The sequence below is a fragment of the Fenollaria sp. C0166D3 genome, from assembly GCF_056590255.1.
This window is the reverse complement of sequence record NZ_JBWPVU010000002.1, coordinates 122,320-137,914: the sequence shown is the minus strand read 5'-3', so window position 1 is coordinate 137,914 and position 15,595 is coordinate 122,320. Positions and strand designations below refer to the sequence as shown.

At 37.0% G+C, this 15,595-nt stretch carries 18 protein-coding genes and 1 other annotated feature; of the genes, 2 read left to right on the top strand and 16 right to left on the bottom strand.

Features of this window, described 5'->3' with window-relative positions; translation table 11 throughout:
- Positions 1–39: 39 nt before the first annotated feature.
- The 12 genes from rplL to cysS all read right to left on the bottom strand — a co-directional run bounded on the left by rplL (position 40) and on the right by cysS (position 8,150).
- Complete coding sequence (gene rplL / locus AC1EJ0_RS01885) at positions 40–420, bottom strand: 50S ribosomal protein L7/L12 (protein WP_082244083.1); 381 nt, start codon at positions 418–420, stop codon at positions 40–42.
- A 26-nt stretch (positions 421–446) separates the two neighbouring features.
- Entirely contained in the window at positions 447–980 is a 534-nt protein-coding gene (gene rplJ, locus AC1EJ0_RS01880) for a 50S ribosomal protein L10 (RefSeq protein ID WP_058260022.1), read from the bottom strand.
- Between the two features lie 58 nt (positions 981–1,038).
- Positions 1,039–1,155, bottom strand: a sequence feature (ribosomal protein L10 leader region).
- 54 nt (positions 1,156–1,209) lie between these two features.
- Positions 1,210–1,908, bottom strand: a complete 699-nt coding sequence (gene rplA, locus AC1EJ0_RS01875; RefSeq protein WP_480023005.1) for a 50S ribosomal protein L1 — start codon at positions 1,906–1,908, stop codon at positions 1,210–1,212.
- Positions 1,909–1,960: 52 nt separating this feature from the next.
- A complete protein-coding gene (gene rplK / locus AC1EJ0_RS01870; RefSeq protein WP_019213924.1) occupies positions 1,961–2,386 on the bottom strand; it encodes a 50S ribosomal protein L11 in 426 nt (141 codons plus the stop codon).
- Positions 2,387–2,447: 61 nt separating this feature from the next.
- Positions 2,448–3,044, bottom strand: a complete 597-nt coding sequence (gene nusG / locus AC1EJ0_RS01865) for a transcription termination/antitermination protein NusG (protein WP_242854189.1) — start codon at positions 3,042–3,044, stop codon at positions 2,448–2,450.
- A 2-nt stretch (positions 3,045–3,046) separates the two neighbouring features.
- Positions 3,047–3,247: a preprotein translocase subunit SecE gene (gene secE / locus AC1EJ0_RS01860; protein ID WP_294795104.1), complete on the bottom strand. Its 201-nt coding sequence runs from the start codon at positions 3,245–3,247 to the stop codon at positions 3,047–3,049.
- A gap of 18 nt (positions 3,248–3,265) precedes the next feature.
- Complete coding sequence (gene rpmG, locus AC1EJ0_RS01855; protein ID WP_019213927.1) at positions 3,266–3,415, bottom strand: 50S ribosomal protein L33; 150 nt, start codon at positions 3,413–3,415, stop codon at positions 3,266–3,268.
- Positions 3,416–3,570: 155 nt separating this feature from the next.
- Entirely contained in the window at positions 3,571–5,067 is a 1,497-nt protein-coding gene (locus AC1EJ0_RS01850) for an S-layer homology domain-containing protein (RefSeq protein WP_480023006.1), read from the bottom strand.
- A 22-nt stretch (positions 5,068–5,089) separates the two neighbouring features.
- Positions 5,090–5,608 (bottom strand): NYN domain-containing protein, encoded by a 519-nt coding sequence (locus AC1EJ0_RS01845; protein WP_480023007.1) that lies wholly within the window; start codon positions 5,606–5,608, stop codon positions 5,090–5,092.
- Entirely contained in the window at positions 5,589–6,335 is a 747-nt protein-coding gene (rlmB, locus tag AC1EJ0_RS01840; RefSeq protein ID WP_480023008.1) for a 23S rRNA (guanosine(2251)-2'-O)-methyltransferase RlmB, read from the bottom strand. Before rlmB ends, AC1EJ0_RS01845 begins: the two co-directional genes overlap by 20 nt.
- A 1-nt stretch (position 6,336) precedes the next feature.
- Positions 6,337–6,753 (bottom strand): Mini-ribonuclease 3, encoded by a 417-nt coding sequence (locus AC1EJ0_RS01835; RefSeq protein WP_294795092.1) that lies wholly within the window; start codon positions 6,751–6,753, stop codon positions 6,337–6,339.
- Entirely contained in the window at positions 6,738–8,150 is a 1,413-nt protein-coding gene (cysS, locus tag AC1EJ0_RS01830; RefSeq protein WP_480023009.1) for a cysteine--tRNA ligase, read from the bottom strand. Before cysS ends, AC1EJ0_RS01835 begins: the two co-directional genes overlap by 16 nt.
- A gap of 168 nt (positions 8,151–8,318) precedes the next feature.
- On the opposite strand from cysS, the gene AC1EJ0_RS01825 reads away from it, so the two are divergent.
- Positions 8,319–8,891, top strand: coding sequence for a TetR/AcrR family transcriptional regulator (locus tag AC1EJ0_RS01825; protein WP_480023010.1), 573 nt, complete (start codon positions 8,319–8,321; stop codon positions 8,889–8,891).
- Between the two features lie 199 nt (positions 8,892–9,090).
- Entirely contained in the window at positions 9,091–10,887 is a 1,797-nt protein-coding gene (locus AC1EJ0_RS01820; protein WP_480023011.1) for an oleate hydratase, read from the top strand.
- Positions 10,888–10,948: 61 nt separating this feature from the next.
- On the opposite strand, the gene AC1EJ0_RS01815 is transcribed toward AC1EJ0_RS01820, so the two are convergent.
- Genes AC1EJ0_RS01815 through mgtE form a run of 4 tightly spaced genes read right to left on the bottom strand, consistent with a single transcriptional unit; the run spans position 10,949 to position 15,567 of the window.
- Positions 10,949–11,713, bottom strand: a complete 765-nt coding sequence (locus tag AC1EJ0_RS01815) for an EFR1 family ferrodoxin (protein WP_480023012.1) — start codon at positions 11,711–11,713, stop codon at positions 10,949–10,951.
- 10 nt (positions 11,714–11,723) lie between these two features.
- The gene (gene rlmD / locus AC1EJ0_RS01810) at positions 11,724–13,073 is read right to left on the bottom strand and encodes a 23S rRNA (uracil(1939)-C(5))-methyltransferase RlmD (RefSeq protein ID WP_480023013.1); all 1,350 of its coding nucleotides are present in this window, start codon (positions 13,071–13,073) and stop codon (positions 11,724–11,726) included.
- Positions 13,063–14,178, bottom strand: coding sequence for an MGDG synthase family glycosyltransferase (locus AC1EJ0_RS01805; RefSeq protein WP_480023014.1), 1,116 nt, complete (start codon positions 14,176–14,178; stop codon positions 13,063–13,065). The genes rlmD and AC1EJ0_RS01805 overlap by 11 nt, the downstream gene beginning before the upstream one ends.
- A 15-nt stretch (positions 14,179–14,193) precedes the next feature.
- Positions 14,194–15,567, bottom strand: coding sequence for a magnesium transporter (gene mgtE / locus AC1EJ0_RS01800; protein WP_480023015.1), 1,374 nt, complete (start codon positions 15,565–15,567; stop codon positions 14,194–14,196).
- Positions 15,568–15,595: the final 28 nt, after the last annotated feature.

Here is a 15,595-nt window from a genome sequence, read left to right as displayed (position 1 = left end):
AAAGCAGCCACATGGCTGCTTTTAATAAGTTTATCTAAATTACTTTAATGTAACTTTTGCTCCAACTTCTTCAAGTTTCTTCTTCATCTCGTCAGCTTCTGCCTTTGGTGCAGCTTCTTTGATTGTCTTAGGAGCTCCGTCAACTAAGTCCTTAGCGTCCTTTAATCCTAAGCCAGTGATTTCTCTAACTACTTTGATAACTTTGATCTTTTCAGCGCCAGCTTCTTCAAGAACTACATCAAAATCTGATTTTTCTTCTGCTGCTGGAGCTGCTCCGCCTGCTGCTGGAGCTGCTGCAACTGCTACTGGAGCTGCTGCTGATACTCCGAATTCTTCTTCTAGTGCTTTAACTAGTTCTGATAATTCTAAAACTGTAAGTGATTTTACTTCTTCAATTAAATTTGTAACTTTTTCTGACATTATAAATACCTCCAAAAAATTTTTATTTATGCTTCTGCTGCTTTCTTTTCAGCAATTTGGTTAAGAGCTACAACTAAGCCCTTCATAGTTCCATTTAATACATTTGCAAAACCTTGGATTGGTCCATTTAAGCCGCCAAGTACTTTTGCGATAAGAACTTCCTTCGATGGTAGTTCTGATAATTGTTTTAATTGATTTACATCAAATATGTCTTTATCAACTAAACCGATTTTGATTTCAAGTTTGTCATTTTCTTTAGCAAACTTGTAAGCTACTTTTGCAGCTGAACTTGGATCGTCATATGCAAATGCAACAGCATTTGTTCCTTCCAAGTACTCATCTAAGCCTTCAACGCCAAATTCGTGTAGAGCAAATCTAAGCATAGTGTTTTTGTAAACTTTATACTCAACATTGCTTTCTCTGCATTGCTTTCTTAAATCAGTAACATCTGCAACGTTTAATCCTTTATAGTCCATAAGAACTATGGATTCTGATTTTTCAAGTTTTTCTTTAATTTCTTGAACAACTTGTTTCTTTTGTTCTAAAACATGTTCTTTCACTATTTCACCTCCACTGGAAAAATAGGAACCTTAGCTTATTGCTAATCCCGTTTATAATCTATGTCAATAAAAAACCCTCTTATAGACATAAGGGGGTTGATACTGGCTTATCATATCCTCGGTAGGTAATTAAGCTTTACGCACCTACTGTCTACGGTTTATATATTCCTATTAAATTAACTCTGTTAACTAGTTTATTATATCAAAAGTTTTCTGAAAAGTCAATACTTTATTCAGTAATTTTTGAGCTATTTACTTTTACTCCAGGACCCATAGTCGAAGTAAGTGTAACAGATCTTAAATACTTTCCTTTTGCTGCAGCTGGTTTTGCTTTGATTATAGCTGACATGATAGCATTAAAGTTTTCTTGAAGCTTTTCTGGACCAAATGATACTTTACCTATTGGGCAGTGAATGATGTTTGCTTTGTCCAAACGATATTCAACTTTACCTGCTTTAATATCTTTGATAGCCTTTTCTAGTTCAAATGTAACTGTTCCTGACTTAGGGTTTGGCATTAAGCCCTTAGGACCTAGAACCTTACCTAGTCTACCGATAAGACCCATAGTATCTGGTGTAGCAACGATTACGTCGAAATCAAACCAGTTTTCTTTTTGGATCTTTTCAACCATGTCTTCTGCTCCAACGAAGTCTGCGCCTGCTTCTCTAGCTTCTTCTTGCTTGTCTGCCTTAGCGATAACTAAAACTTTTTTAGTTTTACCTGTACCGTGTGGTAGAACTACTGCGCCTCTAACTTGTTGGTCAGCATATCTTGAGTCAACACCTAATCTGCAGTGTAGTTCAACAGTTTCATCAAATTTTGCCTTAGCTGTCTTAATAACAACACCTATGGCTTCATCTGATTCGAAGTATTCATTTTTATCGAATTCTTTTAAACTGTCTTGGTATTTTTTACCTCTTTTTGCCATTTTCTAACCTCCTTGTGGTAATAACGAATTTTCTCCCACCTAATAAGTAGAATTATTCTTCTACTTCAACGCCCATACTTCTTGCAGTTCCAGCAACCATGCTCATAGCTGCTTCTACACTTGCTGCATTTAAGTCTGGCATCTTCATTTCTGCGATCTCCTTAACTTGATCTTTTGTAAGCTTAGCTACTTTCTTCTTGTTTGGTTCGCCTGAACCGCTTTGAATGTTAAGAGCTTTCTTGATCAATACTGGAGCTGGTGGTGTCTTTGTGATAAAAGTAAATGATCTGTCTTGATATACAGTTAAAACAACTGGTATGATTAGACCTACTTTATCTTGAGTCTTAGCATTGAACTCCTTTGTAAATTGCATAATATTTACGCCGTGTGGTCCAAGTGCAGTTCCTACCGGTGGTGCAGGTGTAGCTTTTCCAGCCGGTATTTGAAGTTTGACAATTGCGCTAACTTTTTTTGCCATATTCGCACCTCCTCGATTTTTGTGCTTTACGCACTTTTATATATTATCTTTATGATAATAGCTATTTTGTGATAGGGCTTACTTGATAGTATTCAAACTCTACAAGTGTGTCCCTACCAAACATATTAACAGAGCACTTTATAGTGCCAGCGTCTTCATTAACTGTGTCAACTATCGCTTCGAAGCCCTTAAATGGTCCGTCTGTAACGGCTAGGTGATCTCCGTGTTTGTAGTTAACGTCCTTCTTAGTATCATCTATGATGGACTTAGTGTGGACGCCTAAGTTATAAAGCTCTTTCTCTGTCAATGGTATAGGCTTTGATTGTGGTCCAACAAAACCTGTTACTCCTCTGGTATTTCTAACTAAATACCATGATTTATCGTTGATAATCATCTTGACTAGCACGTAGCTGGGGAATATCTTTCTGGATTTGATTTTTTTGACGCCATCCTTTTTTTCTACGTATTCTTCTGTAGGCACTTCAACTTTAAAAATACCGTCAGCTGTGCCACGATTAACTATCATCTTTTCAATTGTAGCTTTTACCTTATTTTCATATCCTGAATACGTATGGATTACATACCATTTGGCATCGGCTTCTCTATCTGATAAATCGATAGAATTAGCCTTGTTTTCATTTAAATCTAAATCGCTCATTACTATTTAATAATTTGTTTAAATATAGCGCCAATTCCCAAGTCGATAAGGTATACTAATGCAGCTACAGCCACACTAATTCCAATTACAACTAATGTGTAATTAACTAAATCTTTCTTGCTAGGCCAAATAACTTTTCTCATTTCAGCTTTAACGCCTTTTAAGAAATTACTTGTTTTACCTTTCTTTTCTACTTCTGCCATGTTATCAACTCCTAAAAATTATTTTGTTTCTTTATGTGCTGTGTGCTTCTTGCAGAACTTACAGTACTTTTGAAGTTCAATTCTTTCAGTAGTGTTCTTCTTATTCTTCTTAGTTGTGTAATTTCTTTGATTGCATTCTGTGCAAGCTAATACGACCTTTTCTCTCATTTATAAACACCTCCTACTCATATAATACTCTAAAAAGTATTATACAACTACCTATATATATTATCGTAGTTTCGTCAATTTGTCAAGCTTTTTTTAAATTATTTTGATATAAAATTTATAAAATTTAATTTTAGCTCTTACTATATTAATTAATATTAATTATTATCATAACTATAGTAGTCATCTTCACCTTTATTAACGTTATCATTTAAGCAGCCATACTTAGCGCGAAGACGTATGTCTCCTTCCCATCCATGGTTCTTAGCAAGAGTATCGTCATCTACTAAAAAGTAATCATATCTAAGTATATCTGTTCCGTCATGTGTCACAGGGTCATCCCATGTAGTGTCGACGTGATATATCTTTCCATCAACATTAACAAGGTTCCACCCGTGTGGGCCAGTCGATTGATTGCTGGTAGCTTCACCTACCACCATCTTAGTACTAAGGCCACAAGCTTTAGCTAGTATGTTGAAAGCGCCTGCATATGCTTGGCACACTCCCTCTCCGCCTCTAAATATTGATATAGGGCTGTAAGCATTTACGCCGCCTTGCATAATGTATTCAACATTCATAAAGTCATTGCCGCTTGCGTAACGAGCGTTATTAACTATCCAATCATGTATATATTTTACTTTTTCGTAATCACTCATGCCCGTAGTTTGATATTTGATACTATTAATTGTATCTTTTACATCCTGTCCTTCAGCTGCACTCATTATATAATTTAATTGTAATGTAACTGTATTTTTTGTATAGGTATAAAAGAATGTATTGTTATTAAAAAATAGCGCTTCTGGTTTTCCCATAGTTTGGCTTGTTAGCATCGCAGCTATTTCGCCAGGATCAGTTTTATCATTTTTCTTTTTATGATAAGTAAATGTAGGCTTTTGATTTTCTATAGCCTTAAGTAAGCCCCATAATTGTGGATCGCCCTTATATGCTACTTCGCCAAGTGGTCTATACCTAAGCATATAGCCTTCTAAATCAAAATTTTCATTAAAGTCAAAGTAAAAATCATAATCCGCCATCGCCTTATAAAGATCGTCAATATTTAGTTTTATAGATTTATTTTCTATATTATATAATATAGAAGTAAATTCTGCTCTGCTAAGGCCCTTATTTGGATTCATTCTGTTTCTTGTATCACCATTAATCAAGCCCATCTCTTTAAGTACGGCTATGTCTCTATATCTTCTTATCTCTGCATTATCAGCAAAGCTTAATTGATATTGCTGTTCTTTATATGGGAATAATTGTGCTAAAAGTCCAAAGGCTTCATCTCTTGTAATAGCTTCTTCTGGCTTAAAAGTTTCAATATTGCCTAAGATCCTCATACCTATAAGATCTTCAAAGGCTTTTCTATACCAAGCACTTGTGGGAACGTCTTTTGTGTCAATTTCTGGAACTTCTATCAAATCCATTCCTTTCATACTTGTTATTATTTGTATAAACTCTGCTCTAGTTAATTTTTTATCTGGTTTGAAGTATCCGTCCTTATATCCATTGATTATATCATTATCTGCGGCCCACTCGATATATTCCTTAGCCCAATGACCGTTAATATCTTTAAATGTCTGTGCATCAGCTTTATTAGTAAGTGTAAATACAAGCACAAGAGCTAGTATTGCGATTGTAATTTTTTTCTTCATAAGTCTCCTCCGCAAATTTATTTTATAAATCTAAATCCTTCAATTTTTCTAGTTCTGCTTCATCGATGCCGGATATTTTCATATTGTTAATCATATTGATTTTCTTAGAAATTCTTTTTTGTGTACGCTTAGAATTTTCTATCTCTATAGCGAGCTCCCTTGAGCTAAGTCTTGAGGCGCCTCTTTGAAAGATAAGGCTTTGCTCGGCAAGGTCACTTGTCGCGACTCTTATTCTATAGCCATAAGGCATATTAGCTACTTCCCTCTCAATATATGAGTCTGCCGTGATATTCTCCTTAGTAAAAACTATCTCAAGGCCCTTTACTATTTTCTTTTCGCCTTGATTACCTTTAATCAGGTGACCATCGTAGACAAGTATGATACGCTCTTTATTGTAGCGCATGTACTCTTCTAAGATATTCTCCAGCTCATCACGAGCGGCCTCTAGCGACTCTTCCTTCCTATCTCTCAAATGCTCCCATGAGTTGATGACGTTGTAGCCGTCAACGTAGAGTATTTGCCTAAGCTTTTTCTTTTTCATCCTTCTGTCTTAAAATTTCATACATGGCAATGGCTGCCGCATTTGACGCGTTTAATGAGTTTGTCTTGCCAAACATAGGTAGGCTAATTATAGCATCGCAGTTCTTTTTAACAAGATCTGATAGTCCTTTGCCTTCTGATCCAACTACAAGCGCAACCGGGCCTAATAGATTTGCTTTTGTGTATTTTTGGCCATCCATATCAAGTCCGTATATCCATACATTTCTTTCTTTAAGCTCTTTAATCGTTTGATTAAGGTTAGTTACGTTAACAACTATCATGTTATCAACTGCTCCTGCTGAAGCCTTGTAAACTGTTTCGTTAACCATAGCGGATCTTCTCTTTGGGATGATAACCGCGTGAACGCCAGCGCACTCAGCTGTTCTAATGATTGCGCCTAGGTTATGAGTATCTTCAATACCATCTAAAATTACAAAGAAAGGGTCCTCGCTTTTTTCCTCTGCAAGCTTAAATCCATCTTCAAGCGTTTTATATTCAAAACCTGCTGTGAATGCGACAACACCTTGATGCACTTCACCCTTTGCTAACGAGTCAAGCTTTTCTCTCTCAACTCTTTGTACTATGACGCCATGTTCATTTGCAAGGCTTAAGATTCTGCCGATTGAACCCTTTAGTTCTCCTTTTTGCACATATAATTTGTCGATGGCCCTGCCATTCTTCAAAAGTTCCATAACGGGATTTCTTCCGTATATATATTGTTCTTCCAATTTAATCCTCCAAACATAATTTAACTAGATCCAGTAGTCTAGTGTATTCTTTCTTCAAAAATAGATATGCAATGAGAGCTTCAAAGCCTGTTGACACCTTGTATGCACTGTTGTCTGTATTCTTTGGTGCCTTATGTGACTTATGGTTTCTGGCTCTTTTAAATACATAAAGTTCGTCCTCTGTTAGCTCGTCTTTGATCTTCTCAAAGGCATCTCTTTGCGCATAAGCACTTACATACTTTGTCGATAGCTTTTGCAGCTCGTGCGCCTTTAGCGGCTCTTTCGCGATGTAGTAGCGCACAAAGAGCTCGTAGACAGCGTCGCCAATGTAGGCAAGCCTTATTGGGCTCATCTCATTAATCTCAGCATCACTGTAGTCAATACCGAAAAGCTCGGTTATATCTAGATCCTTTCCCATCTTTGTCCGTCTTTGCTATCTATAATCTTTATGCCCATGGCTAGTAAATCGTCCCTAATCTTGTCAGCCTTGGCATAATCTTTATTTGCTCTTGCTTCATTTCTCTCGTCTATCATCTTTTTAATCTTTTCTTCATCTTCGCCAAGTGATTCTTCTTCATCGCCAGCTTTCATCACCGCTTCACTATCGTCAAGGCCAAGAACTTTTAGTAAATCATTTAATTTATCTTCTATATATTTTGCGCTTTCATAATCATCGTCTTCAAGCTTATTAATTATCTTAACAATATTGAAAATGCATGTAAGTGCGTCAGCTGTATTAAAATCGTCGCTCATAGCGGCTATAAAAGCAGCTACTTCATTGTCAATGTCTTTGATGATCTCATCTGAAGCTTTTTTGCCTGTATCTTTAATCGCTTCAAGTCTCTTAAGAGCGTTGTGTATCCTCTTAACAGAGTTTTTCGCTCCGTCCATGCCTTCTTTAGTGAAGTTCATAGGCTTTCTATAATGAGTTGACAAGATAAAAAATCTTACCGTATCCTTGTCATAATCGTCAAGCAAATCCTTAAGCAAAATGAAATTGCCTAGTGATTTACTCATCTTTTTGCCATCAACATTGACCATGCCATTGTGTAGCCAATACTTTGCGAATGGCTTTCCTGTTAGAGCCTCACTTTGTTGAATTTCATTCTCATGGTGAGGAAACTCTAAATCGCTGCCGCCAGCGTGTATATCAAGCGTATCACCTAAGATTGCCCTACTCATAGCCGAGCACTCAATGTGCCAGCCAGGTCTACCTTCGGACCATGGTGATGCCCAGTGCGGTTCATTTGGTTTAGCCTTCTTCCAAAGAGCGAAGTCTAATGGATTTTTCTTCTTTTCATTTATATCGACTCTCATGCCCGAGATAAGGTCATCGATGTTCTTCTTAGAAAGTTTTCCGTAGTCCTTCGCCTTAGTAGTGTCGAAGTAAACATCGCCATCTGACTCGTATGCAGCGCCCTTATCAACAAGCGCCTTGACAAAGTCTATGATCTCATCCATATGTTCAGTTGCTCTTGGATTTATATTGTCATAGTCATAAATACCAAGCCTACCCGCAACATCTTTGAAGCGCTCGATGTACTTTTCAGCCACTTCGTTCGAAGTGATACCGCTTTCGTTCGCTTTATTAATTATCTTATCGTCTACGTCAGTGAAGTTAAAAACATACTTTACGTCGTAGCCCATGAATATCAAAAATCTTCTAACTGTATCAAATACAACTAAAGGTCTGGCATTGCCTACATGTATGTCGTTATAAACAGTAGGACCACAACAATAAAAGTTCACCTTAGTATCATTTATAGGTTTAAACTCTTCTACTAATCCTGATAATGTGTTGTGTAATTTAATCATAATTGCCTCCTTATATAATAATATAGATATTTTATCATAAATACGGTTTTTAGTCAATGACTTCGGTAGCATTAAGAGTGAGTGGCTTACACGATGTTTATGGTCTTTGCGATATAAAATAATATACTTTGGGTAAAATTATTATAGATATATAAGGGGGTGTTATACTTGGCTAAGCAATATACAAAAAATTTAATTAAAAGAGAGTTTTTACTATTAGCAGAAGAGAAAAGCTTAAAAAATATAACTATAGCTGAACTCGCTGATAGATGTGAAATCAACAGAAACACTTTCTACTACCATTATGAAGACATATACATGCTCATAAAAGAGATACTTAACGATGAACTCGCTAAGGTTGATGAAGAGTTCAACTACACGAACTCGTGGGAGAATAGCCTTTTACAAGCAGTTAGCTTTATATTAAATAATAAAAAGGCAACGCTAAGTATATTTAAGTCCATTGACAAAGCTGAGCTTGATAATTACCTATTCAAAGTTTGTGAATCGGTAATGAGTAAATATGTGGAGAATGAAGTAAAGACTAAAAACATTAATGCTAAGGGTGCAGATAAAGAGCTCATAATAGACTTTTATAGAGCAGCTCTAGTTGGTCTACTCGATAAGTGGATACAAGACGGGATGAAAGAGTCACCTGAATACATTATCACTAGGATAGGTTCTCTTTTTGATGGCAACATAGAAAGGTCTTTAAGAATAAGTGAAAAATTAGACAAATAAAATAAATTGTTTAAAAAATGTGTAAAGATATATTAAAATACAAAATTTACACATTTTTTTATTTTATATAAACCTTAGTCAAAAGTAATCAATAGGTCAAAGCTTAGTCAGCAAATGCCGTTTAACCAGTGATTTACACATTTATACAGGGTATGATATTAATACAAGAAAAATAAAAGTATTAAATGGAGGTAAAATTATGGAAATTAAAACTTTTGACGAAAGACTTAAACTTGGTAACGGTGACTACGACAGACTAGTCAACTCAAGAAAACCAAAGGGAATTGAAAACAAGAAGGCTTATATTGTAGGCACAGGAATTGCAGGACTAAGTGCTGCTGGATTTTTAATTAAAGATGCTAAGATGGATCCATCTAAGATTACTTTCTTAGAAAAAGATGACATCGCAGGCGGTGCTCTTGATGGTAAAGTAATTAATGAGCTTGGTTATGTAGCAAGAGGCGGACGTGAAACTGGTCATCACTTCGAGTGCTTGTGGGACTTATTTAGTGTAGTTCCTTCAAGAGAAGATCCAAATATGTCCGTACTTGACGACTTATACTACACAAACCTTGATGACCCTAACTACAGTAACTGCAGAATTACAAAAAATCAAGGTGAAAGATATGATAACGCTAAATTTAATTTATCAAAAGACGTTATAAAAGAGATACTACATTTAGTTGCAACACCAGATAAGGAGCTAGAAGGAGTTTCTGTTGAAGATGTTTTCTCCGAAGAATTTTTAGAAAGCGATTTCTGGACTTACTATAGAACAATGTTTGCTTTCGAAAATTGGCATTCAGCACTAGAATTAAAATTATATGTGAACAGATTTATACATCACGTAGGAGGACTTCCTGATTTATCTGCACTACAATTCACAAGATACGACCAATATGAATCGCTAGTTGTCCCTCTAATGAAGTGGCTTAAAGATAAAGGAGTTAAAACAGAATACAACTATAACGTTATCGATGTAGACTTTGAAATTAGTGATACAAAGAAAGTTGCTAAGAAGATAGTTGCAGTTGACACTAAAACTGGCGAAGACAAATCTATAAACCTTAATGAAGACGATTTACTATTCATCACAACTGGATCTATAGTTGAAGCATCTGTTTATGGTAGCAACGATACACCTGCTATAAAAGAAGAAAATACAGAAGAAAGCTTTAGACTATGGAAAAATATTGCTAAGAAGTCAGATGACTTTGGTAAGCCAGAAGTATTTGCTTCAGATGTTGACAAAACTAACTGGGAATCAGCAACTGTAACTGTTAAGAGTAAAGAGATAGCAAAATACATTGAAAATATAACTAAGAGAAGCCCATATACAGGTAAAGTTGTTACTGGCGGTATCGTTACTTGTCTTGACTCAAGCTGGCTAATGAGCTGGACTATCAACAGACAAGGCCAATACATCGGTCAACCTGAAGATGAAATTGCAGTTTGGGTTTACTCGTTATTTACTGACAAAGAAGGCGACTACATCAAAAAGACTATGCACGAATGCACTGGTGAAGAAATAGCTAAAGAATGGTTATACCACATAGGTGTTCCTGTTAGTGATATTGATAGACTTGCTAAAGAAACAAAAACTATCCCAGTATTTATGCCATATATCACGGCACAATTCATGCCAAGAAGCTTTGGTGACAGACCTTATGTAGTTCCAAAGAACGCAGTTAACTTTGCCTTCCTTGGTCAATTCGTGGAAACACTTGACAATCCTGGTCGTGACACAGTATTTACTACTGAATACTCAGGTAGATGCGCTATGGAAGCTGTTTATGTACTAACAGGCGTTGAAAAGAAAGTTCCCGAAGTGTTCGCTTCAAGATATGACGTAAGATATATGCTTGCCGCTGTAAGCGCACTAAACGATGGAGAAAAACCAGATATTGATGTGCCATTTACTAAGAAAATGCTAGCTAAGAAACTTATCAATGGCACCGAAGTAGAAGAAATGCTTAAAGAATACAATCTTATATAGACTGCGCTCATAAGAAGAGCTGCGAAATATTTCGCAGCTCTTCTTTTTATGCATTGCTATTTTATTTTTTCTCATTAACTACCTTAGTTAAAAGGTATCTCTCCTTGCCAATGGTCTTCTTGCCATACTCAATCGCGCCTGTCGGGCACTTCGCGATGCATGATGCGCAGTGAGTGCACTTGCCGTTCCAAACTGGGTAGCCGTCCTTGTAAGTAATGTTATTTAAAACGCAATTCTTAGCACAAAGGCCGCACTTGATGCACTTGTCTGTGTAATAAAATTTTTTGTCACTCACTATGAACTTGAAGAAAAACTTATTAACAAGGCTTGACTCAATTTTGCCAGCAAAGTCGCTCTTCACTTCAGGAAAATTTTTGCCCTCTTTGATAATGGCTGCTGCCTCATCAATCTTTGCCTTTGCTTCATCAATTAACTTTCTATTGTGCTCGTCGGAGTCAAGATTGAATAGCATCAAATAATTTTCTGGCATCTTTATGCCATAAAGGCCTTTAAAATTTAGTCCAAGCTTTTTAGTATTTTCTCTAATGTATTTCTCTGCGTTTCCACATGAGTCGCCATAGTTTAAAATTACGTAGATCTCTTTCGATTCAGTAAAGGTGCAGCCCAATAAATACTCCGACAAAAATCTTGGCACGCGCCAGCTATATGTAGGTGCGACTAAGACGAAAGGCTTTTCTGAATGAAAAGTCTCAGCCTTGCCATTCTTTATATATGTGAATAGATTTAGCGCTTCATCGTCCAATGCTTCTGACAATTTTTTCGCTATGTATTCACTATTACCCGTTCCTGAAAAATATAGTATCATATCTGCTCCTTTACTCTCTTACTAATAAGGCTAGGGCTTCGGCATGGCTTGTCTTAGGGAAGTTATCAAATACTTCCACTAGCTTTATCTTGTAGCCTGCCTCTATAAATTCTTTCAAGTCGTTTACATGCGTTTTTGGGTTACATGAGACGTAAATTATCTTTTCTGCCTTATAATCGATTAGCTTCTTTAAGGCTTTTGGATGAACTCCTTCGCGCGGTGGGTCTATGACGATGGCGTCTGGTCTTTCTTCTACCTCGTCTATAACTTTTAAAACGTCTCCATTAATTACTTCTACGTTAGCTATGCCATTTAACTCGCATGTTTGGCGCGCCTTTCTCGATGCTTCTTCGACTATTTCTATAGAATAAACTTTTTTTGCCTTCTTCGCAAGTATCTGAGCTATGGTCCCTGTGCCTGAGTATAAGTCAAATAGCACATCAAGATTTTCTTCGCCTAAAAGTTCTTGTATACGTCCATACATTCTCTCAGCTGCTCTTGAATTAGTTTGGAAGAAGGAAAATGGTCCTATCTTGAACTTTAGTCCAAGAAGCTCTTCGTCTATATCTTCTTTGCCATAAACAAGAATTAATTCATCTGCTTGAACTACGTCTGATACGCCGTCATTTTTTGTATGGTAAATGGATTTTACTTCACCATCCAAATTTAGCTCAAGAAGCATATTTACAAAGTCATCTTGCACTACATAGTCTGATGTCGTTACTAAGTTGATAAGAATCTCATTAGTGAAGTAGGCTTTTCTAATTACTAGGTGCCTTAGAGTGCCCTCGTGTAGCTTCTTATGATAATAAGTGATGCCCTTTGCCTTGAAGTACTCAAGTACCGCTACTCTAATTTTTGTAAAATCGTCATCGACTATATTGCAATCGTCTGTCTCGACTACTTCGTAGAAGCGTTTCTTCTTGTGTAGACCTAGGCTTAAGGTTCTCGCCTCGTCGCCTCTATCGGAAAAAGTATACTCCATCTTATTTCTATAGCCTGATATTTCTAGTGATGGATGAAAAATCATTTCCCCATCAAATACTTCACTATATAATTTTGCGAGCATATCCTTTTTTATCTTAGTCTCATCCTCATAATGAAGTGTTTGATAAAGGCAGCCGCCACAGTCCTTATAATGAGCGCATGGGGAGCCGTTCTCAAGTGGACTATCTTCAAGCCTTTCTATAACGTCACAATAATAAACGCCATTTTTCTTTCTCTTCGTTCTTATACGAAGCTTGCGTCCCTTTATCTCGTTCTTCACTACATATTTTTTATCTTCATAAAAAGCAAAAGCAAGGTTTGGATACTCTTGCTCTTGCATAATTAATTCTAATTCTTCTCTTTTATTTCTCAAGTTCTTTCACCATAAAATCTATAAGTTTCTTTGCTGGGTCGTCCTTATAATTTTGCTCCAAGCTTCTAAGGATATTGCCCCTAACAGCTTCGTTGTTCATAAAAGTGTTAAGCGCTTCGACCTCGCGATAAGTCTTTGATGAAGCAAGTATAAGCTGATGATTTGTTAAAAATTCAACATTTCTTGCCTCTTGTCCTTGAATCGGATCGACAACTATCATCGGTAAGCCTTTTGCGATGCACTCACTTGTAGTAAGTCCACCTGGCTTTGTAACTATGATATCTGCTGCACTATAGTATTCTTCGATATTTGATACGAAGCCCACTATCTTTATAGGATGCTTTAAAGACATCTTCTCAATTTTCTTTAGAAGCGTCTTTCTCTTTCCTAAAAAGACTACCACTTGAAAATCGTTTGGCAGCATGTCTATCCTCTTAAGCGCCTTGTCAACTCTTACGTGACTCATCGAGCCGCTCATTAGTAAAACTGTTTCTTTGTTCTCATCAAGACCAAGTTTCCTTCTCATCTCTTTTTTGTCAAGATGCTCGAAAAATTTCTTGTGAATAGGTATGCCAAAGTGAAGAGCCTTCTCTAGTGGTATCTCTTTTCTTTGCATTTGTATCTCAAGGTCTTCATGAGGCGTAACTAAGTAATCAAGTCCGGTACTGTCCTCCCAGAATGGATGTACAGTAAAGTCAGTTATGATGCCTACTGTCAATCCATTGTAAAAACCATCCTCAACCATATCGCTAAGAAGGTTGCCCGCAAAAACATGTGTAGCTATGATGGCATCAGGCTGAAACTCATCTATGAACTTCTTTATCTCTACAGCAAGCATCTTTTGTGCTATCTTACGCGGCTGAGCACCGCTTGAGTCCTGTATCTTTTTATCTGCTGAATCATAGCTTGCTCCATAAAGACTTGGGAAATAGTTTATGCTCATATTGTAAAAACCATTGGCAAAGTCTTTAAGCCAATCACCATTGATCTGGCAAATGTCTACGACGTGGCTTTCTATGCCGCGGCTTTTAAGTTCATTATCTAAACTTCTTGCTACTGAATTGTGTCCTTCACCTGCAGTAGCTGTCAATATAATAGTTTTCAAATCATTCTCCTTAATCTATATACCTAACATCAATCTTGCTACAGCAAAGTAAACAAGAAGTGATGTTGCGTCTACTATAGTCGTGATTAGTGGCGACGCCATGATGGCTGGGTCAAGTTTAACTTTCTTCGCACCAATAGGAAGAAGTCCGCCGACTAATTTAGCTAGCATAACTGTAAACATAACTGAGATGGATACAGTTAAGGCTATCTTTGGATCTTGGTCTGGATGAAGTAGTCTTATGCGTCCAAAGTTTACTAGTGATAAGGCTAAGCCTACAAGTATTGATACTTGAAGCTCTTTCCATAAAACTTTAAATGCGTCTTTTGGCTCTATCTCGCCAACTGCAAGTCCACGAATTACTAGTGTAGCACTTTGGCTACCAGCGTTACCGCCTGTGTCCATAAGCATCGGAATAAAGATTAGTAAGGCTGGTATCGCCGCTATATAGTCTTCGAAGCGTTGTAAAATCGAGCCTGTAAGTGTCGCTGACACCATTAAGAACAGTAGCCACGCTATCCTGTGTTTTGCTAGTGTAATGGCTGGTGTATCTAAGTACTCTTCTTCGGATGGACTTAAGGCAGCCATCTTTTGGAAGTCTTCTGTTGCTTCTTGTTCAATGATGTCGATAACGTCGTCAACTGTGATGATGCCGACGATTCTTTCTTCGTTATCAACAACGGGTACGGCAACAAAGTCATACTTTTGTATTACGCCTGCGACTACTTCTTGGTCTTCGTAAACATTGACATAAACAACATCTTTGTTCATTATATCTCCGATTACTGTATTGTCATCTGCAATTACTAACTCTCTTAGTGATACAATTCCTTCTAGCTTTCTATTGTCATCTACTACATATATAGTATAGATTGTCTCTCTTTGTAGGCCAACTTTTTTAAGTCTTGCCATGGCCTCTTTAACTGTTAATGTCTTCTTAACCGAGCAGTACTCGATGGTCATTATGCTTCCAGCTGATTCCTCTGGATAGTTTAAGAACTGATTTATTAATTTTCTTTCACTCGGACTGGACTTTTCAAGTATCTTGTCAACGATGTTAGCTGGCATCTCTTCAAGCATGTCAATCTTATCATCGAAGAAGATCTCTTTAAGGATGTACTCTACGTCCGCGTCAGTACTTGTCGATATGATGTCTTGTTGCTGCTCGCTATCGAAGTATGTAAATACATCTACTGCTTTATCTTTAGGAAGGAGTCTGAAGATAACTGTCGCATCAGTTACCTCCAACTCGTCCAAAATTTCTGCTACATCGGCGGCATTCATATTCGAAAGCTTTTGAATCAGGGCTTTCGGCTTCTTTCCTTTGTATAAGTCTAATATTTCAATTTTGTCTTGTTCGAGCTCTGCTTCTCTTCTGTCGTTGTCCATGATGAATACCTCCTTTTATAGTATTTTA

What these genes read in the sequence shown, in the direction of transcription:
- rplL (WP_082244083.1), bottom strand. Translation starts at nt 420, where the DNA reads ATGTCAGAAAAAGTTACAAATTTAATTGAAGAAGTAAAATCACTTACA.
- rplA (WP_480023005.1), bottom strand. Translation starts at nt 1,908, where the DNA reads ATGGCAAAAAGAGGTAAAAAATACCAAGACAGTTTAAAAGAATTCGAT.
- rplK (WP_019213924.1), bottom strand. Translation starts at nt 2,386, where the DNA reads ATGGCAAAAAAAGTTAGCGCAATTGTCAAACTTCAAATACCGGCTGGA.
- nusG (WP_242854189.1), bottom strand. Translation starts at nt 3,044, where the DNA reads ATGAGCGATTTAGATTTAAATGAAAACAAGGCTAATTCTATCGATTTA.
- secE (WP_294795104.1), bottom strand. Translation starts at nt 3,247, where the DNA reads ATGGCAGAAGTAGAAAAGAAAGGTAAAACAAGTAATTTCTTAAAAGGC.
- rpmG (WP_019213927.1), bottom strand. Translation starts at nt 3,415, where the DNA reads ATGAGAGAAAAGGTCGTATTAGCTTGCACAGAATGCAATCAAAGAAAT.
- AC1EJ0_RS01850 (WP_480023006.1), bottom strand. Translation starts at nt 5,067, where the DNA reads ATGAAGAAAAAAATTACAATCGCAATACTAGCTCTTGTGCTTGTATTT.
- AC1EJ0_RS01845 (WP_480023007.1), bottom strand. Translation starts at nt 5,608, where the DNA reads ATGAAAAAGAAAAAGCTTAGGCAAATACTCTACGTTGACGGCTACAAC.
- AC1EJ0_RS01835 (WP_294795092.1), bottom strand. Translation starts at nt 6,753, where the DNA reads ATGGGAAAGGATCTAGATATAACCGAGCTTTTCGGTATTGACTACAGT.
- cysS (WP_480023009.1), bottom strand. Translation starts at nt 8,150, where the DNA reads ATGATTAAATTACACAACACATTATCAGGATTAGTAGAAGAGTTTAAA.
- AC1EJ0_RS01820 (WP_480023011.1), top strand. Translation starts at nt 9,091, where the DNA reads ATGGAAATTAAAACTTTTGACGAAAGACTTAAACTTGGTAACGGTGAC.
- AC1EJ0_RS01815 (WP_480023012.1), bottom strand. Translation starts at nt 11,713, where the DNA reads ATGATACTATATTTTTCAGGAACGGGTAATAGTGAATACATAGCGAAA.
- mgtE (WP_480023015.1), bottom strand. Translation starts at nt 15,567, where the DNA reads ATGGACAACGACAGAAGAGAAGCAGAGCTCGAACAAGACAAAATTGAA.